Origin of the sequence: Agrilactobacillus composti DSM 18527 = JCM 14202, assembly GCF_001436375.1 — a bacterium.
Classification (GTDB): domain Bacteria; phylum Bacillota; class Bacilli; order Lactobacillales; family Lactobacillaceae; genus Agrilactobacillus; species Agrilactobacillus composti.
The window spans coordinates 106,141-128,261 of sequence record NZ_AZGA01000087.1 but is presented as its reverse complement, the minus strand read 5'-3'; the positions used below and the strand labels follow the sequence as shown (position 1 = coordinate 128,261).

Genomic DNA, 22,121 nt, shown 5'->3' with positions numbered 1-22,121 from the left:
TTTCGCAACACATTCATCACGAATGTGTTGTTTTTTCTACCATTAGTCAAGAGAAAGTTGCTATTAAAGGACTTTCTTTTTTTATTGTCAAAATAGCAGCTGGGTGTTATAGTTAATTACGTAAGTAACTAACTAACTAAGGAGGCGGCTCAGGATGTTCCATTTTAATGATGAGGAGTCCATTTATCAGCAAATCGCCGATCAACTCATTGCCGCCATTATGACTGGCACCCTGGCAGAAGGGGATCAAGTACCTTCTACAACGGCGATTGCCAAGGGTTATCAAATTAATCCAGCCACGGTATTAAAGGGGATGAATCAATTGGTAGATTTACATTTGATTGAAAAAAAACGGGGTCTGGGGATGTTTGTTCGAACCGGCGCCCAACAACAGGCGCGAGCCATGCGCCAAGCAGCTTTTAGCCGGGATTTCATCAAACCACTGCTGCAAGAAGCCAAGCGCTTAGAGCTGACTAACGACCAATTATTAAAACTCATTCAGGAGGCGACCAGCAGTGACTAAATTAGAATTACAACACGTTCAAAAGCGCTTCAACACTGGGATGGTCCTACAAGATATCAATTTAACCATTGACCAACCACAAATTTATGGCTTGTTTGGCCGCAACCAGGCTGGGAAAACCACCCTTTTTCGCTTAATCACGCAACAGATCTCTCCTGATAGCGGGGCAATCTTACTGGACAATCAATTATTACGGCACAATTCAAATCGGGCTCAAGAAATAACCTTAAGTACACAAAACAGTGTCTTTGCCCCGAATCTCACGTTGGCAGAAATTTTAAAATGGGCCCAAAAATTTCAGCCTACCTTTCAGCATAACGCCGCTAAAAGGGCAGCCATTGCCATGGGTCTAAATTTGAATCAACTTTATGGCCGCCTATCCACTGGTGCCCAAATTATGTTTAAGACAATTTTTGCGCTAATGACCTCGGCGGAAATCGTCTTGCTAGATGAGCCCACCTTGGGCCTGGATGCCGCCGCCCGTGATAAAATCTATCAGTTAATTATCGATAACTTTACCGACCATCCCCGCAGTATCGTGATTGCTTCCCACTTGATCGACGAAATCACCAATTTAATCACGCAGGTTTTAATCTTGAACGATGGGGTCATTAGTGTCGATACGCCGTTAGATACATTGCTGGCCCAAGCCTACATCCTTAGTGGCCCAGAAAACACCATTAAGGCCTTAAGTTTGCCGGATAAATTAAAGGTAACTACTTTATTGGGAACGACAACTGTTTTGGGTCAAGGTACTTTGCCCAAATTACCTGCAGACGTTACCCTGAAACAGCCCAATTTGCAGAATTTATTTATCGGTTTAACCCAACCGGAAAATACCATGAGAGGAGTAATATCATAATGAAAACCAGTCTACAATACTTATGGCGCCGTCAGCGTTCAGCCATTTTGATCTATGTCCTGGCCATCATCGCTTTTTTCGCCTTTAATATCATCTCAATGGCATCAGCCGCCCACAGTTTCCCCCAATCCCTAAGCTTAGCCCAGTACCAGCAACATGCTGTTGGCAATAATTTGTCTAATGCCGCGTTTTGGGAATTATTCGGCTTGATGTGCGTTTGGAGCCTGCCCCAGCGCCACTTAGATCCAGAATTGGCCCAGCTTTTTCAAAACAGTCAACAACGCTTTAAAGCATTTACCTATGGCAGTCTTATTTTGGCCCTGCTGGCTAGTCTGATGTTAAGTCTGTATGCCATTGCCAGCTTTACCCCGTTGACCCAAACGGTAGCCAGGTCCTTAACGCCCTGGTTTCAGCCAATTTTCTTCTTTATTTGGAACACTGTTTTATTTTGGCTCATTTTACTCCTACTAAATCGCATCCGTACTTGGCAAACACGGTCCTGGGGTATTTTGGCAATCGGCTATGTCATTATCTCCATCACCACCGGTTATATCTATCGAAATAACGCCGAAAGTGGCCTTTGGCAGATCCTGAATTTCCCAAATAGCCAGCCCCTATGGACCTTGCTGGGTTTGATCCTGCTAGTGGCACTAACGATTCAGTGGCAAAGTCAGCACCTCATGCTAGTTGGCAATGGCCCCCGCCAAAGAGCCACGGCTGATAAAATTTAAGCCCTGCTTTAAAGACGACCAAACCCAATTGGACTTGTGTCCTTTGCCGATCCTCCATATACTGAAAACATACCTACTATTCAAAATACTTGGAGGGCTTAGCTATGGCAAAAAAAGAAACCCGGTTTCAGGCAGATTCCTTAACTTCTCAAGGTACCATCATGACCCATGTGATCACGGATAAGACGACAGGCGTCCAATATTTGTTGGCGATTTCCCCTAATATGGGTTCTGGCTTGACCGTATTGGTGGATGCCGATGGTAAACCTTTGCTGAATAAAGTCGACTAGGACGAGTTGCCTTGCCTTTTTGGAAGTACCCTATAATTGTTAGACAAGCTGAGCTATACTTTACCAGTCTAATAATCGTAGGATACTTTTTTGATAAACCACTTAATTTTTGATAATAATATAATCATTATAAATTATTAAAATTTCTAACTTGCATCTTTAAAAAAATTGTCGTACACTTGCTTCAACAACTGAATAGATTTCTTCGGGGCAGGGTGTAATTCCCGACCGACGGTGACAACCCTTGGGTTGAAGTCCGTGACCCGCGTGAGCGGTGGACCTGGTGTGAGTCCGGGACCGACAGTAAAGTCTGGATGGTAGAAGAAGAAAAACTAAGTATTTCTCACGACCAGTGGCGTTTTTTTGGCGCATATTCTGGACTTTTTGTGAAATCTTATTTAGTTATTATTTTTGCCCCGCAAATGACTTGCGGGGCTTTTTTTGTACCAAATTGCAGAAAGGTGTTGAATTTTCATGACTGATTTTGAATATATGGCCCTGGCCTATCAACAAGCTGCCAAAGGTCAGGGGCTAACTTGGACCAATCCCTGTGTAGGGGCAATTCTGGTGAAACAAGGGCACCTGCTGGCCATGGGCTACCACCATAGTTTTGGCCAGCCCCATGCAGAAGTCGATGCCCTGCAGCACTTAGCCGATCCCAAAGCCGCAAAAGGCGCCACCATGTACGTGACCTTAGAACCCTGCAGTCATTTTGGTAAAACCCCGCCCTGCGCCAAAAAGTTGGTGGCGGTGGGTATCAAACGGGTGGTGATCGGCCAACAAGACCCCAATCCCCTGGTCAGTGGAAAGGGTATTGCTATCTTAAAAGCAGCGGGGATCCAGGTGACAGTCCTGCAGTATCCCGACCAGTTAAACACGACTTACCATTTCTTTTACCGCCACCAACGACCCTTGATCACGTTAAAATACGCCATGAGTTTGGATGGCAAAATCAATGGCGCCCCGAATCAACGCACTATCCTCACAGGCCAAGCTGCCTATCAAGACAGTCAGCAGCTGCGGGCGGCACACCAAGCCATCCTCATCGGGGAAAATACCTTGACTGTGGATAACCCAGCTTTAACCGTCCGCCACGTCAAAACAGCTCACCCACCCATTCGCATTATCCTAGTTCGCCAGGCCGACACCTTAAGTCACGATTTACAGCTGTTTCAAACCAAAATACCGATTTGGCTGCTAGCCAGCCAGCCTAGTCGGCAGGATTGGCCAGATCACGTCTCGGTTTTTCAAGATGATCACTGGACGCCCCAGGCAATCATGGCCTTTTTATACCGTCAAGGGGTACAAAGTCTACTGGTGGAAGGAGGCAGTCAGATCCAAGCAGCTTTCACCGCCGCCAATCTCAATGATTGCTTAGTGGTTTACTTAGCACCGTTAATGCTGGGAGGCGGCGGTCTACCCGCTGTTTTTGGCACCTCCCAGACCCAGCACACGCCCTTTCAAATCACCACTCGACAATTGGATTCAGACATCCGCATCGATGCAAGGAGGAATTTTTAATGTTCACTGGTATTATTCAAAGTATTGGTACCATCGCCCACATTTCCCAACACCAAGACACCGCCCAACTCCAGATCAAAACCCCCTTAACGCAGCAGTTACATAGCCCGGTGGGGGCCAGCATTGCGGTCAATGGCGTTTGCTTGACCATCACCGCTCTAAAACCAGATGGCTTTGAAACCGAAACCATGCCAGAAACCATGGCCCGTACGAATTTAGGCCATCTGACACAAAATGCCGCCGTTAATTTGGAACCTGCCTTACAGGCTAATGGTCGTTTAGATGGCCATTTCGTCCAGGGCCATGTGGATACCACCGCCACCTTGATTACCAAGACGGCCATTCAAAATGCCCAAGTCCTCACCTTTGACATTGACCCAGCCTTTGCCCCTTATATCGTGGAAAAGGGATCCATTGCCATTGACGGGGTGAGTTTGACCCTCACGGCCGCCACCCGGACCACTTTTAGCGTGAGTTTGATTCCCCACACCTTAGAAGCCACTATCCTGGGACAACTGCAGACTGGGGACTTGGTAAACATTGAAACGGACATCTTGGGAAAATATTTACAACGCCAACAGGAGGTATTAGCTAATGCGTCAAACTAACGTTAATCAACGGGTCGAAATCGCTTTAGCGGCTTTAAAACAAGGCCGGTTGATAATTGTCACCGATTCGGAACACCGGGAAGCTGAAGGGGATATGGTGGGCTTGGCACAATTTGCCAGCCAACCAGCGGTCAATACCATGGTCACCAAGGCCCGGGGCTTATTATGTGTCCCCATGAGTAGCGCCTATGCCCAGCGGCTTGGTTTAGGGCCAATGCTGGCCCAGGGCAACGATGCTTTTGGCACCGCCTTCACGGTGAGTGCCGATGCCGTCCAGACTACCACCGGTATTTCGGCCCAGGATCGGGCCACCACGATTCAAGCCTTGGCCGATTCTGATACTACTTGGGGGGACTTTTACCATCCTGGTCACGTCTTTCCCTTGATTGCTGACGACCAGGGTGTTTTAGCTCGACCAGGCCATACGGAAGCGGCCGTGGATCTGGCTAAATTAGCCGGCGCCAGTCCGGTCGCTTATATTTGTGAAATTCTCAAAAAGGACGGCACCATGGCCCGGCGCAAGGACCTCAAACCTTTTGCCGAGGGGATGCAAATGCCATTACTGTCCATCCAAGACATTCAAACTTACCGCTACACCCACGATGCGGCGGTGGCCGACTTGGTGACCCAAGTCCATTTACCCACGGCCTATGGTGATTTTGAGTTGACTGCCTTTGATACCCACAATGGTCATGAACCCACCCTTTTAATTTCCAAGGGCCAAATTAAAGGTGCCAACCCCTTATTATTGCGGATTCATTCGGAGTGCTTCACCGGAGACGTCTTGGGTTCTAAGCGCTGCGATTGTGGTGAGCAATTAGCTCGGTCGCTGCAGACCATTGAAGCGGCGGGCACTGGTGCAGTCCTTTATTTGCGCCAAGAAGGCCGGGGCATTGGCCTGGCCAATAAATTACGGGCCTATAAACTCCAAGAAGCGGGCTTAGATACCGTGGAAGCCAATGTGCACTTAGGCTTTGATCCCGATCAGCGGGATTACGGTTTAGTAGCGGCCATTTTGCATAAATATGCAGTCCATAGTGTGGCCTTGCTGACCAATAACCCGGATAAAATCCAACAATTAGAGCAGCTGGGGATAGTGACCACACGACAGCCTTTGGAAGTCCCGGCCAATCCCGAAAATCGGGCCTACTTAGTGGCCAAGAAACATAAATTCCATCATTATTTAAAGGAGGTGCAGTAAAATGCCTACTTTTCAAGGTCCTAAAAATGGTGCGGATCAGCGCATTGGTATTGTGGTGGCGCAGTTTAACGAATTGGTCACTGAGCGCTTAAAAGCCGGCGCCCTAGCCGAGTTACAACAACTAGGTGTATCGGCTGACAATATCACTGTGATCTCGGTCCCCGGCGCCTTTGAACTTCCCCGGGCAGCCCAGCAGATGAGTCTTTCCGGCCGTTTTGATGGCATCATTGCTTTAGGTGCTGTGATTCGGGGAGAGACCGACCACTACCAATATGTCTGCAGCCAAACCGCTGGGGGTTTAGCCGCCGTATCTTTAAATGGCCCCATCCCCGTGATGTTTGGTGTGTTGACCACCGATACCTTGGACCAAGCAATTAACCGGGCCGGTGGCAAGGTTGGGAATAAAGGCCGGGACTGTGCAGCTGGTGTATTAGAGATGATCGGACTCACTAAATTATTAAAGGCCTAACAAAAACGCAAGTCCCCTGCTTTGCCAGCGGCGGACTTGCGTTTTTGACATTATTTTATAGAAATAAGTAGTTCGCTTAAACAGGTTGATAGGTGTTAAAAGCAGCCGCTTTGGTAAAGCCATCTTTCATGGCGTCGGCAATGGACCGACCTAAATTGGCATCCCCGATCAACTTCAAATCTGCAAAAGCTTGGACAAACGGTGCCATGGCAGCTTCATCCGGGTGCACGCCTAGGGCCAAGACGACCGTATCTGCAGCCACTGTGGTGGTTTCACCCGTGGTGCCGTTCACCAAAGTCACCCCTGCGGCCGTGACGGCGGTTAGCCGCTCATCGGTCATGATCGTGGGTTCAAAATGACTCAAGCCCGCCATGATACCGGCGATGGCCGCCGAATCAGCACCAGGGCCCACCTTTTGTTGCATTTCAGCAATGGTGATCTGATGACCTTCAGTGGCCAATTTCATGGCGACCTCTAAACCGGTCATCCCGGAGCCAATCACCACCACGGACCCTTTGACAGGTTCTTGGCCAGCCAAGTAGCCTTCAGCAGTAACCACGTGATCACCATGAATGCCTGGCAAGTCAGGAATAATCGATCTCGCCCCAGTGGCTAAAAATACCCCCACCGGACTTAAGCCTTGAATACCCGTGACCGTAGCCTTTTCACCCAGATGGAAATGAATATTATCCCGGATTTGGACTTGATTAATCAATTGTTGCTCAAATAAGGCAATCTTTTCTTTGTGGGCCGGCACACTGGCAATGGTCAAAGCCCCACCTAATTTTGGCCGTTGTTCGAACAATTCCACTTGGAAATTCCGATCCGCCAATGTTTCAGCCGCAGCTAGCCCCCCAGGGCCACCACCGATAATTGCCACCGTTTGGCCAGCCCCATTTTTCGGTAGGTGACTGAATTCCCGTTCGCGACCCAGTCTAGGATTAACCGCACAAACTACATGCTTACCTTGCATCACCGCTTGAATACATAATAGACAACCAATACAAATAGTAATTTGATTAGCTTGGCCGTGTTTAGCTTTCAGGGTCCAATTGGGATCCGCTAAGTTGGCTCGGGCAATGCCTACAAAGTCTGACGCCCCATCCGCTAATAATTGTTCAGCAACCGCTGGGGTTTTAATGTTATCCACGGCAATCACCGGAATTTTGACTTGTTTTTTAATGGCCGTGCCCAGATTGGCTTTCCAGCCTTGGGGATAGTTGCCCGGTTCAATGATGGTTTGCTGACTCTCATAAATACCACTGGAAACATTAATAGCATCAGCCCCATAGTCTTCCAATGCCTGAGCAATGGCAATGGAATCTTCGATTTTCAGGCCACCCTCCACGAATTCATCGGCCGAAATACGCACGCTGATGGGAAGGTCTGCGCCACAGGCTGCTTTGATCCCAGTGATAATCTCGTGAAGTATCCGCAGGCGATTTTCCAAACTACCCCCATATTGATCACTACGCCGGTTGGCATAAGGCGACAGAAATTCATTCAATAAGTACCCATGGGCGGCATGTAATTCCACACCATCGGCGCCAGCAGCTTGGGCAATCGTAGCACCGTTAATAAACTTTTGAATCAAATCTTTGATTTCAGCCACGGTTAAAGCCCGGGGGACTTCTTGTACCTGTTTATCGGCAATGGCCGATGGGGCTACCATTTGCTGGCCGCCTAACAGGCGGGAACTGGTCTCCCGGCCAGGATGGTGTAGCTGGATAAACAGTTTACAGTCATACTTGTGGACCGTATCCACTAAACGTTGCAATTGGGGCAATACGGCCGGTGACGTCACCGATAGCTGCTTTAATGTACCCACACCAGTTTCATCATCGATGCGGGTGATCTCCGTGATGATTAGCCCCACACCGCCTTTGGCCCGTTCTTCATAGTAACGAATGATATCGTTACTGGCCTCACCATTTAGCCGGGCCAAATTAACGCCAATTGCCGGCATGACCACCCGGTTCTTAATGGCCAGCTTACCAATATGGCCCAATGTGAATAATTTATCAAATTCAGGCATTTCTTATCCTCTCCTTATCTAATCAACGACATTGCATGCCCATACAATACCACTTTTCAAGCCAATGGTGAAACCAAAAAGCTCTATTTGAACGAATAAAATGACGACAAATTAAACATTGTGCACAATGTCTCAATTGAGCTTAATTTTATTGACGCACTGCTACTAACTGTTAGATTGTAAGCCGTTAAGGCTTTAAAAAATGATTGCTGGTAAAACGTTGCTAAATTCCCGTTTTCCGCAAGTTTGATAAGTATTTTAATCCCATAAATTAAGTTTATTATTAAGCTATCTTCAGGTAAACTTATGATAGTAGTCAACCAATTGATAGGTCCCTTTCTCGGGAGGACGGGCTGCGACTTTCATTTCGGTTGCATTAAATTAAATGTGGAGGTTTAAAATGAAAAAGAAATCTGGGACAGCCGTTGTATGGAACGGCCTGTTGATCATTGGGGTGTTTGCTATTTTGGTCCGCCTGGGGGCTATCGTTGCTCTGCTGGTGGGCTTAGCCGGCTTTGGGCTATACCTATACCAATATTTAAAACTTCGAAAAACACCACCGGCTCCAACTTTAGTCCGGCCAGCGCCCGGTAAGTCAGCACCAGAAACATCAGAATCTAACCAGTTGGCACCTATTTATAAACAGTGGTGGCTGTATTGTTTGATCCTGGCCGCTATTTTATTTGCCGGGGCACTGCCAAAAAATAATTCGACGGGGTCTAAAACCAGTACACCCACCAGCAAGATGGTCTCTGAAAATAAAGCTGACGCCAAGAAACTGGCGGCGGCCAAGGCCACCTCTAAAAGTCTGGCTGCCGTTGCGGAACAGCAGTCATCTGAAAGTGCATCACTAGCCGCGGCGGCCACAACAGCACAGTCAGCGGCGGCTTCTGAAACGGCAGCTTCTCAAAGTCAGGCAGCTGCCCAAGCCCCTCAAAATGGGCCCACCCAACCGGATCAACAAGCCCAGCAAACCGCCGCAGCGGCCACACCAAATACAGCCAGCCAAAAGGGCAACATGACCACAGCCACGGGGCAAATTATTGGCAACGCCAATTCCAAAATTTATCATGTTCCTGGTCAAGCGGGTTATCGGATGAATTCAGCCAATGCAGTGATTTTCAACAGCGAACAAGATGCCCAAAATGCCGGGTATAGAAAGGCCTTACGATGAGAAAAAAAACCCTATATTTCCTAACTTTACTAGCTAGCCTCAGTATTGGCCTGAGTGCTTGCAACAGTGAGTCTGACAATTCTGCTTCTTCCGATGCAACCAGTAGTAGCCAAACACTAAGTAGTCTAGAAGAAGCAAATTCCCAAAAAGCCTCAGAAATTTCCAAAAATCAGACCAAACTGGACCAAGAAAAGGCTAGCCTGGCTCAAACTACCAGTCAAGCTGACACCCAATCTGAAGCGACCCCAGCGGCAACGCCCACCCAATCGGACTTAGCCAGCTTAGATTTTACGGGTGAACAAGAGATCACGGTAAATAATAATGACCCCGCCTTTTCTACCCAGGACTTATCCCTAGACAAAGGCGCTTGGACAGCCTTTTCAGATTTGGACCACTTGAATCGGGTGGGGGCGGCCAATGCCCTGTTGAATAAAAGTTTAATGCCCACGGCTAAGCGCAGTGCTTTAACCTGGAATCCTACTGGCTGGCATAACAAGCGCACCAATCATGGGTGGCTGTATAATCGCAGTCATTTGATTGGCTATCAGCTTTCTGGGGAAAATAATAATCCTAAGAATCTGATGACCGGCACTACTTCTTTGAACACACCGGAAATGTTGCACCATGAAATGGATATTGCTTATTTCTTGAAACAAAGTCCGGATAATTATGTGCGCTATGAAGTTCATCCAATTTTTCGTGGGGATGAATTGCTGGCCCGGGGAGTACAGATGCGGGCACAATCGGTGGGTAGTGACAAAATTCACTTCAATGTTTATATCTTTAATGTCCAAACCGGGTATACTTTAAATTACAATGATGGTACCAGCCAAAAGCAATAATCCTTAACCATTGTGTTGGTCCGCGAAAATCGTTAGAATTGTGACAGAAGCTTCGGCAGAATTTAACGTATTTATATATAAGTCACAATTTTAGAAAGGTACTTACCCTAATGACCCCTCAAGAACTTTTAAAAACGAAATTTGGTTACGACAGCTTTCGCCCCGGCCAACAGGCAGTGATCGACGCCATTTTGAAGCATGAAAATGTGCTGACTATCATGCCCACTGGGGGTGGTAAATCCCTCTGTTATCAAATCCCAGCATTGTTATTAAAGGGGTTGACCCTGGTGGTCTCGCCATTGATCGCCTTGATGAAGGATCAAGTAGATGCTTTAAATGAAAATGGTATCCCCGCCACCTTTGTCAATAGCAGTTTGGATTTCAGTGAGATCAACGACCGCCTCAACCAAGCCCAAGCTGGCGCCGTTAAGTTGTTATATGTTTCCCCAGAACGTTTAGATTCCGGTGCCTTTGCCCAATTGGCCGCCCTGCCCATTGATCTGGTGGCTGTGGACGAAGCCCATTGTATCTCCCAATGGGGCCATGATTTTCGCCCCAGCTATTTGGCCTTAACGGACCGGTTAAAACAACTGCCCACCCAGCCCACCATTGTGGCCCTCACAGCCACAGCAACCCCCCGGGTGGCTGAAGATATTAAGACCCGCTTAGGCATTACCCAAGAAGTGAAGACCGGTTTTCAGCGGGATAATTTAGCCTTTAAAGTGGTGAAAGATCAAGACAGCGACCGGTATTTACTGGATTATCTGAAATTAAACGCGGATCAATCTGGCATTATTTATGCTAGTACCCGTAAAGAAGTGGAACGGCTTACCAAACTACTGCAAAAACGCCACTTCTCTGTGACCATGTACCACGGGGGCTTAACCCCTGAACAGCGCCGCCACAACCAAGAGGACTTCTTGTATGACCGAGCTCAAGTCATGGTGGCCACCAACGCCTTTGGCATGGGTATTGATAAAAGTAACGTGCGCTTTGTGATCCACGATGCCGTCCCCGGTAGTCTAGAGGCTTACTACCAAGAAGCCGGCCGGGCTGGACGGGATGGCCTGCCCAGTGAAGCTATTTTGTTATTCAAATTGGCTGATGTGCAAACCCAGCACTTCTTTATCGACCAATCCGATCGGGATGAACAAAGCAAGCAACACGAGTATGAAAAACTGCAAATGATGAGTCAATATGCCAATACGGAGCAATGTTTGCAACAATTTATCTTAAACTATTTTGGAGAGACAGGGCCTAAATGCGGTCGCTGTAGCAATTGTTTAGATACTCGGGAATCCCAAGACATCACCGTTGCCACCCAAAAAGTCTTGTCTTGCGTCTATCGGATGCATGAACGCTTTGGGAAAACGTTGGTGGCCCAAGTTTTAGCCGGCTCCAAAGACCAAAAAGTGACTAAAATGGGGTTTGAAACCCTGTCTACCTATGGCATTATGGCCAACCAAACTAAAAAAGCCATTGCCGAATTGATCGACTATTTGACTGCTGCCGGCTACTTACTGGCTGACGGGGGCCAATACCCTGTCCTTAAAATCACCGCTCTGGGCGCGGCGGTCTTAAAGGGAGAACAAACCGTGACCCGCAAAGTCGCCGTGACCGCCACCAAGAGTTTGCCGGTGAATAATGAACTCTTTGAACAATTACGGCAATTGCGCCGGCAGTTGGCGGAAAAACAAGGTGTCCCGCCATTTGTCATTTTTTCAGACAAAACTTTGTCGGACATGTGCAGTCAAATGCCTAGCACTGATTCAGAAATGTTGGATGTTAAAGGCGTGGGTGAGAGTAAACTGACCAAATATGGCAGTCAATTCTTGAAAATTATTGCCGACTATCAAGCTGGCGTGACCGCATAGATACTTTATCCAAAAATAACAATCAAACTTGGGAGGTTTGAATATGAAATTCAAAAAAATTTTAGGGACTGCGTTATTGGCGTTGCTGTTCAGTACGGTGGGCCTACTGGCAAAACCAGACACGACCCAAGCCGCGTATTTCCGGCCGGAAAATCAATACAATGTTTACGACAGTACCGCTACGGTAACGGGTTATTGGGGGGCTAATCTTTTCAGCGGTTATGACGAAGCCAGCCACCCCTTCTTACGCATCCTACCCAACGGTTCCCAATGGCGGGTCTTTGGCTATGTGAAAAACGGCGATACTTATTGGTATGACTTGGGGGATAACCAATACGTCCAAGGCAGTCAAGTACGGGTGCCGGTGGCCACAGCTGGGGATGCCATTTTAAATGTGGCCGCTAAATATGGCGAAAATCCCAGTAACGACTATGGCTGGGCCCATATGTTAAACGGTGGTAGTGACACCTGGTATTACAATGGATCTTGGGGCTCACCTTACGTCGCCGTTGACGAAGCTTACTTCCCCGCCGGCGCTACTGGCGTCATTAGAACCCGGGAATTCGTGGTCTATCCTAATGGGGATGCTTTTCAAGTGAATAGTTTCTTCTAAAAAATAAAAGAGTCGTTATCGGAGAATTGATTTCTCAAGATAACGACTTTTTTTGATTGACCAAATGCCAACTAGCCCAGCTAACTTGATACCAATAAAACACAACTTAGCGTTTCACCTTCAAATGATACTGCTTCATGCGCCGATATAAGGTGGAGCGGGACATCCCCAATTCCAAGGCGGTTTGTTGTAAATGATAGTCATTTTGATCCAAGGCCATGACGATCCGGTCCATTTCACTCAGCCGCTGGGAAACTTGGGCACCACTAACTGCAGCGCCCACCGGTTCTGGAACAGATGCAGGTGTTGGATTGCTAGGGCCGGCAAATCGGCCCATATTCAAGGCCTCTTGTAACTGAGCCAACGTTGGTTTAGTTTCTCGAAAATATAAATATAAACGCTGTAAGAAATTATTGAATTCCCGAACATTCCCCGGCCAATGGTAAGTCTTTGCCACCTGCAATAACTGGTCCACCCACGAAATTTGCCACTGGCGTTGCTGACAAAAGTTATCTAGCAAAGGCAATAAATCTTCCAGGTGGGCCCGCAGTGGCGGTACCACTAGCCCACACACGTAAATGCGATAGAACAGATCCATGCGAAAGTCACCGGCTTGCACCAGTTCCCGCAGATCTTGATTGCTGGCAGTTACCAAACGGAAATGAATTTTCTCCTTTTTATCACTACCGATAGGCGTCACCATGTTGTCCTCCAACACCCGCAATAAGGCCGACTGCATCTTGGCCGACATACTGTTCACTTCATCTAAAAACAGGGTCCCACCCTGGGCTTGATGGATCTTGCCAATATAACCCTTGCTGCTGGCCCCGGTAAAGGCCCCCGGCGCGTAGCCAAATAATTCACTTTGTAGTAAATCATCATTTAAAGCCCCGCAATTCACCGTCACTAAGGGGCCGGCTTTAAAAGGGCTATTATTGTGCAAGGATTTGGCAATAACTTCTTTGCCACTACCCGTCTCGCCGAAAAGATGGATGGGGACATCACTAGCTGCCGCCAATTGCACTTTCGCTAAAAAATCTTGATAAACCGGACTTTGGGTGGCAATACCAGAATAATAAAATTTCTGGGGACGGGCTACGCTTTGGGTCACGCTATACTGCCAACCAATTTGCTGCTCGCCTTGATAAATCGGTTGGGGTCGAGATAAATTGATGTGATTGCTTTCTGTTGGTAGCACTTTGCCCACTTGAATCCCCTCTAGGGCGGCCAAGTGCCCTGGTTTATGACATACCCGCTGTTGGAGGTCACAAATCACCGTCGGACTATGGGCATTGTCTAAGGTATATTGTAAAATGGCTTGTTGGGCCAAAACCCGTTCTTGCATTAAAGCCACCGACATCTTTTGGGCAATCATACTGATCAATTGTTTCCCCTTTTCAACGGGAAAAGTATTATGGAAGGACAAATCAATAATGCCCCGACATTGTCCAGTTTCATCAGTGATCACATCCGCAAAACAAGTCCATTTTTGGGATAACGTGACATAATGCTGATACCGGGACACGGCGGATACTTTGCGATGAATCAAAGCCAGCCCAATGGCATTGGTACCCACCTGGCGATTGGTCCAAACACTGCCTTCACCAAAGCCGATTTCATCGGCTTGGCGTTGTACTTTGAGACTGCCGGTGCGTTTTAAAATACGGCCCTGGGCATCCGCTAAGACCAATAGGGGATCGTCGCTGGGGTCTAACCAAGCTTTCACGGTTTGAAAAGCCGCCGCAAATTCTTGGAGAATATCTTGTTTTTGTTCCTTGGCCAATTCCCGATAATCCACCACTAAAGTGGCCTTGGCCTGATAGGGATTAATATTAGATTGGGCACACTTATACCAAGAATCCGCAATATCCGGTGCTAAATTCCCTAAATCCACCGGTTCATGGGCCACAAAACGGGCCCAAGTTTCCTTGTTCATGTCTTGCACCATCCTCTTAGAACTAGACCAATGATTATAAACTATTACCTTATCGGACGTTACAGCTTGCACATTTTGCCATGTATGCGCTTTCTATCTGTATTATAAATAATTAGAACAGTTTAACCAACCCATTTGACTCACCAATAGCCACCTAAAACCTTTACGCTCAGGGGTTCACGTGCTGTAAACGCCAAAAAACTACGACCCGGCAACTTAGAATCATTATTGCGGTCGTAGTTTTTCAATTCAAATTTTTTAATTCACAATTAGAGAATTAACTGATAAGGCGCTTGTAAATAGTTGGCAATCTTATCTAAGAAAATAGCTGCTTGTTGGCCATCGATAATCTGATGATCAAAGGTTAAGCTCAACGGTAATTCCGGTTGGGCAATCACCTTTTGCTGGTCATCCAACACCAATTGTTGTTGCAAAGCACCCACCCCTAAGATGCCGATTTCCGGTGAATTAATGATTGGGGTAAAGTATTCAATGTGTTCATGCCCCAGATTGGTGATGGTAAAGGTAGAACCGGTGTATTCATCTGGTTTTAACTTCCCATCTTGAGCTCGGCTGGCTTTATCCTTTAAGCCTCGTCCTAGTAGTGTTAAGTTCATATTTTGCGCTTGTTTCACAACTGGCACGATCAACCCATCTGGCAAACCTACCGCTAAACCAATATTCACATCTTCAACTTTGGTATAAGTGCCATCTTGATACCAAGCGTTCATTTCCGGGGTAGCTTGCAGGGCTAGGATCACTGCCCGGGCCAACAGCGTGGTCAAACTCAATTGGCCATCAGCTAACGGTTCGGTGAACTTGCCCTTGAGTTCACTGCGAAAAGCCATCAGCGCGGTGATATTCACCCGTCGTTGCAGCGTCACGGTGGCCGTGGTTTGGACACTGTGCATCATATTTTTAGCAATGACTTGGCGCATCCCCGTCAAGCCAGCACCAGCCACATAACCCGGAACGCCGCTGGTGGTTGCTGGCGTGGCTGGGGCCACTGGGGCAGCTACCGGTTCAGGGGTTGCTGGTTGAGCACTTGGGGTGAAGTTGGCCACGTCTCGGCGGGTAATCCGGCCATGGCCCCCAGTCCCTTGAATTTGCGTATAATCGATGCCTTTGTCGGCAGCGATTTTTTTAGCCAGCGGGGTAATGAAGATCCGCGCCCCCTCAGCAGTGCTTGGGGCGACTGGGGCTTGGACTGGTGTGACAGGTACTTGAGGTGCTGGCGTACTTGGGGCAGTTGCTGGTGTTGCCGCCGCTGGTTCAGGGGCCGCACTGCCACCAGCTGCGGGCGCTTCATCGGCAGCGCCGATATAGCCAATGGGTTCTTTGATAGGTACCTCATCGCCTTCTTGGGCCACAATTTCGGTAATCACCCCACTAGCTGGGGCTTCCACGTCATAAGTCAACTTTTCAGAAGCAATCGTTGCTAAAACGTCGCCTTCCTTGACCGCGTCCCCCACTTGCTTATCCCAAGAGACCACCGTCCCTTCCGTCATGGTCAAACCTAACTTAGGCATTACAATTGCTGTTGCCATCTCGTCACCCCCTTAAGCCTTAACGACTTTTAGATCATCAATAATTTCACTGGCTTCGTCCAGGACCCGTTTCACACTTGGCATATAGAGTTGTTCCAAATTGCTGGCAAATGGCACTGGGGTTTCAGGGGCCGTGACCCGTTTCACCGGACCGTCCAGATAATCAAAAGCTTTGTCCGTGACCACTGCGGCAATATCCGTAGCTGTGCTGTTTCTTGGATGGGCTTCATCAATGACGATCAAGCGGCCAGTTTTTTGAACGGACTGGATCACCGTTGCTTCATCCCATGGAGCGACAGTCCGCAGATCGATGACTTCCACTTGAATACCTGATTTAGCTAATTCGTCGGCCACCGCTTCAGCGACTTGGACCATCTTACCAATCGTTACAATGGACAGATCTGTGCCGGCTCTGGTAATGGTAGCTTTGCCAATTTCTACTTTATAGTAGCCTTCTGGCACATCGCCCTTCATCCCATAAAGGGTTTTATCCTCAGAAAAGACGACGATATTATCTTCTTCAATGGCTGCTAATAATAAGCCTTTAGCGTCATAAGGATTAGACGGCACCACGACTTTGACCCCAGGAATAGAGGCAAACAGGCCATAATAGGAACCGGAATGTTGGGCGGCGCCGCTGGCACCAGCCCCGTGGGTGGTCCGGATGGTTAAGGGTACTTTGGCTTTGCCCCCAAACATATACCGCATTTTAGAACCTTGGGCTAAAATGGTGTCCAAACAGAAGCCCACAAAATCGTTAAACATTAATTCTGGCACTGGTCGCAAACCGGTGATGGCTGCACCCACGGCCGCACCCATATAACCCATTTCAGAAACGGGCGTATCAATGACCCGCTCCCGTCCGAATTTTGGCATCAAACCCTTGGTGACCCCAAAAACGCCGCCCCAAGAGTCTTCGTTTTTATCCGCTAAGTGTTTCACCTTAGCCCCGCCGGCCACATCTTCACCCATGATGAATACGCGGTCGTCTTTTTCCATAGCTTGTGTTAAGCCTTCATTAATAGCTTGCATAAAGGTAATTGGTTTTCTGGACATGACTTTGACCTCCTCTGTCTTTAGTCGGCGAATACGTCTTCGTATAGGGATTCAGGATCTGGCAAGGGGCTATCTTCGGCAAATTTCACGGCAGCTTCAATGTCATCGGTGGATTGTTGTTCAATTTGATCCGCTTCAGCAGCAGTGAACAGGCCTTCAGAAACCGCATAAGCCCGAAATTCTTGAATATCATCCCGTTTTGCAAAAGCTTCTTCTTCTGGGGAGTCATATTTATAAGTTTGTTGGTCCCCTTCAAAGTGCCCATAGTTCCGATAAGTCTTGCATTCGATCAACGTGGGGCCATCCCCTTGACGAGCCCGATCAATGGCCCGGCCAGCGGCTTCAAAAACCGCCATGAAGTTCTTGCCATCTACCCGTTCGCTGGGCATGTCATAAGCTTCAGCCCGTTGTGCGATAGTTTTGGCAGCGGTTGCATAAATCTGTGGGGTAGCTTCGGCAAAATTGTTGTTTTCATTGACAAAAATCACTGGTAATTTCCAGATGGAGGCCATATTCATGGCTTCATGGAAGTTGCCTTCATTGTTGGCTCCGTCCCCGAAGAAGCAGACAGCCACATCATCAGTCTTTAAATATTTGTTCCGTAAGCCAGCGCCCACGGCAATTGGCATGCCCCCGGAAACCATCCCGTTGGCCCCCAGCATCCCTTTATCCACGTCAGCAATATGCATGGAACCACCTTTGCCGTTATTCAAACCAGTGGCTTTGCCATAGATTTCAGCCATCATGCCATTGACATCACAGCCCTTGGCAATACAGTGACCATGGCCCCGGTGGGTACTGGTGATGTAATCCGAATCTGTTAAATGACTGCATACCCCAACGGCAACGGCTTCTTCCCCGGCATATAGATGCACGAATCCGGGAATTGCGCCGGTCAAGAATACTTTATGCACCCGATCTTCAAAATGACGGATATCATTCATATATTTGTAGGCAGTTTTTGCCAAATCTGGTGTTAATTGTTTCATTATCATGAACCTCCTATTTAGTTCGCATCAGGAATTTACAGATTGACCGAGCAAGGTGTTGGCACTATCCCCGATCAGTTCAGACAAGGTTGGATGGGCAAAAATTGAATTGGCGATTTCATCCACAGTTCCTTCCGCTTGAGCTGTGGTAATTAACGTGTGAATCATTTCAGTGGCATTATGCCCGGCGATGACGCCCCCGAGAATCTGGTGGTATTTGGTCTCACTGATCAGTTTGATAAACCCGGTGGTGGCCCCGGTGGCAATGGCCTTGCCGTTGGTGGCAAAAGGCACTTGGGACACTTTGACGTCATAACCTTGATCTTTGGCTTCTTGGACCGATAGGCCGAAGCTGCCGACTTCTGGCTCCGAGTACAAACAGCGGGGCACAAAATTAGGATCCACCGGGTCTTGGGGTTGCCCGGCAATGGCCGAGACAGCTTTGATGCCTTCCGCACCGGCCACGTGGGCCAGCATATAACCCCCAATCAGATCCCCGATAGCATAAATATGGGGAATACTGGTTTGATAATGGTCATCCACACTGACCACCCGGCCCGCATCGTCTAGCTTTAAGCCCAGGCTGTTAGCCACTTTCAAATCAGCCCGCCGGCCGGTGGCAACCAGGAGTTGGTCGAAGTGATAAGCACTCCCATCCGCTAATTGCACACTTTGGGGGGTAACTTGATCAATGGTCACGCCGATTTTCCAAGTGATGTCTAATTCAGTCAAACGGGCCTTGATCAAGTTCCGGGCGTCTTCATCGATCACTAACAACATATCCGGCGCCACTTCCAGTAAAGTCACCTTGACCCCTAGGGGTGCCATGGCAAAGGCCAGTTCCACGGAGATAATCCCCGCCCCGATAATGACCAATTCCTTAGGTAGTTTGGTGTTGCTAAAGAATTCATCGGTGGTGACGTAATTAGCTTGATCTAACCCCGGAATTGGTGGGACAAAGGGATGACTGCCGGTGGCTAATAAAATATTTTGACATTCATAGGTTGTCCCAGCCACCACCACGTGATTGGCATCTAAAACATCCGCCGTCCCCTCAATATAATCAATTTTGTGTTTCTTAAATAGGAACTGGACCCCCATTTTTAACTGCTGGACCACTTGGTCTTTATGGTCGACCAATTTTGGAAAATCCACTTGGTTGATCTCCATATCCAGGCCATAGGGTTTGGCAGCAGCCACGGTTTCCGCCCATTTGCTATGTTGCAGGTAGGCTTTAGAGGGGATACACCCCACGTTCAAGCAGGTACCCCCTAGATATTTCTGCTCAATGACCGCCACTTTTTGACCTAACTCAGCGGCCTTGATGGCTGAAATATAACCCCCAGGTCCGGCCCCGATAATTATCAAATCATACATATTTAAGTTCACCATCCTTTGACTTCAGGTTCTTTGGTTGACACTTATCTATAAGCAAGTACCGTGCCAAAGTTATAAAGCTGCTAATTCAAGGTCTTTGTAGCAGTCTTGTGTCAAGCCCGTGTCAGGATGTGTCAAACTGATGCAATTTGTGGCAACCTTGTGTCAGGCCCTTTCTGCCCACAAAAAAACCGACTCAAAAATCGAGTCGGCTAAAAATTTAATAGCTTATTTAAATAAATCAGTACTTAAGTAACGTTCCCCATTATCTGGGACAACTGTTACCACCGTGTGACCCTTGCCTAACTTCTTAGCAATTTCAATGGCCCCGAAGATATTGGCCCCAGCTGAAATGCCTGGTAAAAAGCCCTCTTTATGACTCACTTCATGGGCGGTGTCAATGGCTTGGTCACTAGTAACTTCCACAATGTCATTGTACAACTTGGTATCCAAAACATCTGGGACAAACCCGGCACTGATCCCTTGAATCTTATGTTTGCCGCCGTGGCCTTCCTTCAAAATTGGTGACTCAGCAGCTTCCAAAGCAAAGATTTGCACATCAGGATCCACCTTACGCAGGGCATGCCCCACACCAGTCAAAGTACCCCCAGTACCGACCCCAGCTACAAAGGCATCTGGGGCTTTGCCCCCAAAGGCATTGATGATTTCTTGACCAGTGGTCTTTTCATGAATATCTGGGTTAGCTGGATTCTTAAATTGCATTGGCAAGTAGTACCCATTTTCAGCGGCTAAGCTCTCCGCATGTTTAATGGCCCCCGGCATGCCATCAGCACCTGGTGTGAGGATCAATTTAGCCCCATAACCTTGCATCAATTTCCGCCGTTCAATACTCATGGTCTCCGGCATGGTGATAATTAATGGGTAGCCTTTTGCAGCGGCCACTAAGGCCAAGCCAATCCCGGTATTCCCAGAAGTAGGTTCCACAATGGTTTGCCCAGGTTTTAAGCGACCGTCTTTTTCAGCAGCCTCGATCATAGCTAAAGCGATCCGATCTTTGACAGACCCGCCAGGATTGAAAAATTCCAATTTTACATAAACATCGGCAGCGTCAGCGGGGACCACTTTATTTAATTTCAAAAGTGGGGTGTTCCCAATTAATTCAGTGATGTTAGTGCTTGCGTTAATTGCATTTACAGTTTCAGTCATAATATAATTACCTCCATTAATTCGCGTTTTGAGCAACAGTTTTAAGCCAATTTTCAAAAAATTTGGCTTGGGTGTCTTGCCACGGAAAATTCGTAGCCGTCAACACCGCAGTTTGACCTGAATCCATTTCAGGTCGCCGGTAATGGATCTCCGGATGACCGGTGATTTCCCGTTGGTATTCATCCTCCAAACCGCTGGCTTGGTATTCCAAGTGAGAAAAAAGAAATGCTTCATTTTGAATTTTATTTTGAACCAGAAATAGTTCGTCTCGAACCGTGGTGGCTTGAACGACTAAGTCTGGGTGGATCCGCAGTTCAGATAAATTGGATTCCGCATACCGGGCATGGGGGGCGAGAAAACCTTCTTTTAACCCGGCTAACAAGGGACTTTCATGTAAGATTTCTTGGGGATAGACCCCAAATAATTTTTGGGGCAATAGATGTTTTTCAATGCCATAAAGCAAGTTTAAAGCCACCATAGCCCCCCAACATAGATATAATCTCGTGGGGACTTTTTCCAATACCTTAAACAAAGCTTTTAGCTCTTCAAGATAAGTCACATCTTCAAAGGGAATCGTTTCAATAGGTGCCCCAGTGATGATAAAGGCATCGAGTTTGGCGACAGCTTTTAAATCCAAGGGCTTTAAATTTGCTTGGACGTTTTTCGGGATCACTTGGTCCTTATATTTGGTAGTGGGATAGTAAAAGTGCAAGCGCACGGGAATATTTTGTGTGGTTAAGGCCTGACGAAAATCAGCATTCGTAGCAGCTTTATCGTGCATGACATTTAAAATGCCAATTTGTAAAATTCGCTGGGACATTTGATTCACGCCTTTCATTTTTTAATTCCAAGTTTACAATATCAACAGGCTACAAGACCTCCGCTGGTGCAATCACCAGTGTATCGAATACATTTGGGCATAAAAAAGACTCCTATACATTAAAGGTATACCTAAAAAACAGGTACTGCAACAAACAGCTAGACGGGCAGAAAATAGCGGCACTGATTGCCGATTTCTTCACCGATCCCCTTAGTAATGTGTTAGAGTCAACAACAACAATATTCAGTTTTAGACGTGCATAAAGAAGCAACGCCACGTGAGCCCGCAAAAATAACGTACATTGATTCTGTCATAAATGCTGGGTTCATCACGCAACGCTCCTTTCCGTTCTTTTAAGATGGGGTAAGTATAACAAGTAACAAATGAGATGTCAATGAGAAGATTAAATTATTCATAGGGTTTTTGATATTGGCAATATAAAACGACGCTACACTATGTGCAACGCCGTTATTTTTCAATGGTTCT

General features: G+C 47.5%; 20 protein-coding genes and 1 riboswitch. Of the genes, 12 read left to right on the top strand and 8 right to left on the bottom strand.

What is annotated here, in order from left to right:
* Positions 1 to 154 precede the first annotated feature (154 nt).
* The 8 genes from FC83_RS14870 (at position 155) to ribH (ending at position 6,205) form a co-directional block, all read left to right on the top strand.
* Positions 155 to 523, top strand: a complete 369-nt coding sequence (locus tag FC83_RS14870) for a GntR family transcriptional regulator (RefSeq protein WP_035454286.1) — start codon at positions 155 to 157, stop codon at positions 521 to 523.
* Complete coding sequence (locus FC83_RS14865; RefSeq protein WP_035454283.1) at positions 516 to 1,385, top strand: ATP-binding cassette domain-containing protein; 870 nt, start codon at positions 516 to 518, stop codon at positions 1,383 to 1,385. The genes FC83_RS14870 and FC83_RS14865 overlap by 8 nt, the downstream gene beginning before the upstream one ends.
* Positions 1,385 to 2,116: a hypothetical protein gene (locus tag FC83_RS14860; protein ID WP_035454281.1), complete on the top strand. Its 732-nt coding sequence runs from the start codon at positions 1,385 to 1,387 to the stop codon at positions 2,114 to 2,116. Before FC83_RS14865 ends, FC83_RS14860 begins: the two co-directional genes overlap by 1 nt.
* 104 nt (positions 2,117 to 2,220) lie before the next feature.
* Positions 2,221 to 2,406, top strand: a complete 186-nt coding sequence (locus FC83_RS14855; protein WP_057002945.1) for a DUF6440 family protein — start codon at positions 2,221 to 2,223, stop codon at positions 2,404 to 2,406.
* A 197-nt stretch (positions 2,407 to 2,603) separates the two neighbouring features.
* A riboswitch (FMN riboswitch) is annotated at positions 2,604 to 2,736 on the top strand.
* Between the two features lie 144 nt (positions 2,737 to 2,880).
* Positions 2,881 to 3,927 (top strand): bifunctional diaminohydroxyphosphoribosylaminopyrimidine deaminase/5-amino-6-(5-phosphoribosylamino)uracil reductase RibD, encoded by a 1,047-nt coding sequence (ribD, locus tag FC83_RS14850; protein WP_200868878.1) that lies wholly within the window; start codon positions 2,881 to 2,883, stop codon positions 3,925 to 3,927.
* Positions 3,927 to 4,535 (top strand): riboflavin synthase, encoded by a 609-nt coding sequence (locus tag FC83_RS14845; RefSeq protein WP_035455772.1) that lies wholly within the window; start codon positions 3,927 to 3,929, stop codon positions 4,533 to 4,535. Before ribD ends, FC83_RS14845 begins: the two co-directional genes overlap by 1 nt.
* Positions 4,522 to 5,736, top strand: coding sequence for a bifunctional 3,4-dihydroxy-2-butanone-4-phosphate synthase/GTP cyclohydrolase II (locus FC83_RS14840; RefSeq protein WP_035455770.1), 1,215 nt, complete (start codon positions 4,522 to 4,524; stop codon positions 5,734 to 5,736). Before FC83_RS14845 ends, FC83_RS14840 begins: the two co-directional genes overlap by 14 nt.
* A 1-nt stretch (position 5,737) precedes the next feature.
* Entirely contained in the window at positions 5,738 to 6,205 is a 468-nt protein-coding gene (gene ribH / locus FC83_RS14835) for a 6,7-dimethyl-8-ribityllumazine synthase (RefSeq protein ID WP_035455767.1), read from the top strand.
* Positions 6,206 to 6,281: 76 nt separating this feature from the next.
* Here the strand turns inward: ribH and FC83_RS14830 are convergent, their stop codons facing one another.
* Positions 6,282 to 8,240 (bottom strand): FAD-dependent oxidoreductase, encoded by a 1,959-nt coding sequence (locus FC83_RS14830; RefSeq protein ID WP_057002944.1) that lies wholly within the window; start codon positions 8,238 to 8,240, stop codon positions 6,282 to 6,284.
* A gap of 400 nt (positions 8,241 to 8,640) precedes the next feature.
* Between FC83_RS14830 and FC83_RS14825 the strand changes: the two genes are divergently transcribed.
* The 4 genes from FC83_RS14825 to FC83_RS14810 all read left to right on the top strand — a co-directional run bounded on the left by FC83_RS14825 (position 8,641) and on the right by FC83_RS14810 (position 12,743).
* Complete coding sequence (locus tag FC83_RS14825) at positions 8,641 to 9,414, top strand: sunset domain-containing protein (RefSeq protein ID WP_052005072.1); 774 nt, start codon at positions 8,641 to 8,643, stop codon at positions 9,412 to 9,414.
* Complete coding sequence (locus tag FC83_RS14820) at positions 9,411 to 10,256, top strand: DNA/RNA non-specific endonuclease (protein ID WP_057002943.1); 846 nt, start codon at positions 9,411 to 9,413, stop codon at positions 10,254 to 10,256. The genes FC83_RS14825 and FC83_RS14820 overlap by 4 nt, the downstream gene beginning before the upstream one ends.
* A gap of 110 nt (positions 10,257 to 10,366) precedes the next feature.
* Positions 10,367 to 12,130, top strand: a complete 1,764-nt coding sequence (recQ, locus tag FC83_RS14815; RefSeq protein WP_035455761.1) for a DNA helicase RecQ — start codon at positions 10,367 to 10,369, stop codon at positions 12,128 to 12,130.
* A 43-nt stretch (positions 12,131 to 12,173) separates the two neighbouring features.
* On the top strand, positions 12,174 to 12,743 hold the full coding sequence (locus tag FC83_RS14810; RefSeq protein ID WP_035455758.1) for a hypothetical protein: 570 nt from the start codon (positions 12,174 to 12,176) through the stop codon (positions 12,741 to 12,743).
* Between the two features lie 106 nt (positions 12,744 to 12,849).
* Here the strand turns inward: FC83_RS14810 and FC83_RS14805 are convergent, their stop codons facing one another.
* The 7 genes from FC83_RS14805 to FC83_RS14775 form a co-directional block, all read right to left on the bottom strand.
* The gene (locus FC83_RS14805; RefSeq protein WP_057002942.1) at positions 12,850 to 14,679 is read right to left on the bottom strand and encodes a sigma-54-dependent Fis family transcriptional regulator; all 1,830 of its coding nucleotides are present in this window, start codon (positions 14,677 to 14,679) and stop codon (positions 12,850 to 12,852) included.
* A gap of 269 nt (positions 14,680 to 14,948) precedes the next feature.
* Positions 14,949 to 16,226: a dihydrolipoamide acetyltransferase family protein gene (locus FC83_RS14800; protein ID WP_035455755.1), complete on the bottom strand. Its 1,278-nt coding sequence runs from the start codon at positions 16,224 to 16,226 to the stop codon at positions 14,949 to 14,951.
* 12 nt (positions 16,227 to 16,238) lie between these two features.
* Entirely contained in the window at positions 16,239 to 17,282 is a 1,044-nt protein-coding gene (locus tag FC83_RS14795) for an alpha-ketoacid dehydrogenase subunit beta (RefSeq protein ID WP_035455752.1), read from the bottom strand.
* 20 nt (positions 17,283 to 17,302) lie between these two features.
* Positions 17,303 to 18,271: a thiamine pyrophosphate-dependent dehydrogenase E1 component subunit alpha gene (locus tag FC83_RS14790; protein ID WP_057002941.1), complete on the bottom strand. Its 969-nt coding sequence runs from the start codon at positions 18,269 to 18,271 to the stop codon at positions 17,303 to 17,305.
* 27 nt (positions 18,272 to 18,298) lie between these two features.
* Positions 18,299 to 19,648 carry a dihydrolipoyl dehydrogenase gene (gene lpdA / locus FC83_RS14785; RefSeq protein ID WP_057002962.1) on the bottom strand — a complete coding sequence of 450 codons (1,350 nt, stop codon included), beginning with the start codon at positions 19,646 to 19,648 and terminating at the stop codon, positions 18,299 to 18,301.
* A 228-nt stretch (positions 19,649 to 19,876) separates the two neighbouring features.
* Complete coding sequence (gene cysK, locus FC83_RS14780) at positions 19,877 to 20,815, bottom strand: cysteine synthase A (protein WP_035455749.1); 939 nt, start codon at positions 20,813 to 20,815, stop codon at positions 19,877 to 19,879.
* A gap of 16 nt (positions 20,816 to 20,831) precedes the next feature.
* Complete coding sequence (locus FC83_RS14775) at positions 20,832 to 21,635, bottom strand: homoserine O-acetyltransferase/O-succinyltransferase family protein (RefSeq protein ID WP_035455775.1); 804 nt, start codon at positions 21,633 to 21,635, stop codon at positions 20,832 to 20,834.
* Positions 21,636 to 22,121 lie beyond the last annotated feature (486 nt).

Excerpts from the sequence above, each read along its gene's own strand:
- FC83_RS14805 (WP_057002942.1), bottom strand. The coding sequence starts at position 14,679 with ATGAACAAGGAAACTTGGGCCCGTTTTGTGGCCCATGAACCGGTGGAT.
- FC83_RS14855 (WP_057002945.1), top strand. The coding sequence starts at position 2,221 with ATGGCAAAAAAAGAAACCCGGTTTCAGGCAGATTCCTTAACTTCTCAA.
- FC83_RS14810 (WP_035455758.1), top strand. The coding sequence starts at position 12,174 with ATGAAATTCAAAAAAATTTTAGGGACTGCGTTATTGGCGTTGCTGTTC.
- ribH (WP_035455767.1), top strand. The coding sequence starts at position 5,738 with ATGCCTACTTTTCAAGGTCCTAAAAATGGTGCGGATCAGCGCATTGGT.
- FC83_RS14820 (WP_057002943.1), top strand. The coding sequence starts at position 9,411 with ATGAGAAAAAAAACCCTATATTTCCTAACTTTACTAGCTAGCCTCAGT.
- recQ (WP_035455761.1), top strand. The coding sequence starts at position 10,367 with ATGACCCCTCAAGAACTTTTAAAAACGAAATTTGGTTACGACAGCTTT.
- FC83_RS14845 (WP_035455772.1), top strand. The coding sequence starts at position 3,927 with ATGTTCACTGGTATTATTCAAAGTATTGGTACCATCGCCCACATTTCC.
- ribD (WP_200868878.1), top strand. The coding sequence starts at position 2,881 with ATGACTGATTTTGAATATATGGCCCTGGCCTATCAACAAGCTGCCAAA.
- FC83_RS14825 (WP_052005072.1), top strand. The coding sequence starts at position 8,641 with ATGAAAAAGAAATCTGGGACAGCCGTTGTATGGAACGGCCTGTTGATC.
- FC83_RS14795 (WP_035455752.1), bottom strand. The coding sequence starts at position 17,282 with ATGTCCAGAAAACCAATTACCTTTATGCAAGCTATTAATGAAGGCTTA.
- FC83_RS14870 (WP_035454286.1), top strand. The coding sequence starts at position 155 with ATGTTCCATTTTAATGATGAGGAGTCCATTTATCAGCAAATCGCCGAT.
- FC83_RS14830 (WP_057002944.1), bottom strand. The coding sequence starts at position 8,240 with ATGCCTGAATTTGATAAATTATTCACATTGGGCCATATTGGTAAGCTG.
- FC83_RS14840 (WP_035455770.1), top strand. The coding sequence starts at position 4,522 with ATGCGTCAAACTAACGTTAATCAACGGGTCGAAATCGCTTTAGCGGCT.
- cysK (WP_035455749.1), bottom strand. The coding sequence starts at position 20,815 with ATGACTGAAACTGTAAATGCAATTAACGCAAGCACTAACATCACTGAA.
- FC83_RS14860 (WP_035454281.1), top strand. The coding sequence starts at position 1,385 with ATGAAAACCAGTCTACAATACTTATGGCGCCGTCAGCGTTCAGCCATT.
- FC83_RS14800 (WP_035455755.1), bottom strand. The coding sequence starts at position 16,226 with ATGGCAACAGCAATTGTAATGCCTAAGTTAGGTTTGACCATGACGGAA.
- FC83_RS14790 (WP_057002941.1), bottom strand. The coding sequence starts at position 18,271 with ATGAAACAATTAACACCAGATTTGGCAAAAACTGCCTACAAATATATG.
- FC83_RS14775 (WP_035455775.1), bottom strand. The coding sequence starts at position 21,635 with ATGTCCCAGCGAATTTTACAAATTGGCATTTTAAATGTCATGCACGAT.
- lpdA (WP_057002962.1), bottom strand. The coding sequence starts at position 19,648 with ATGTATGATTTGATAATTATCGGGGCCGGACCTGGGGGTTATATTTCA.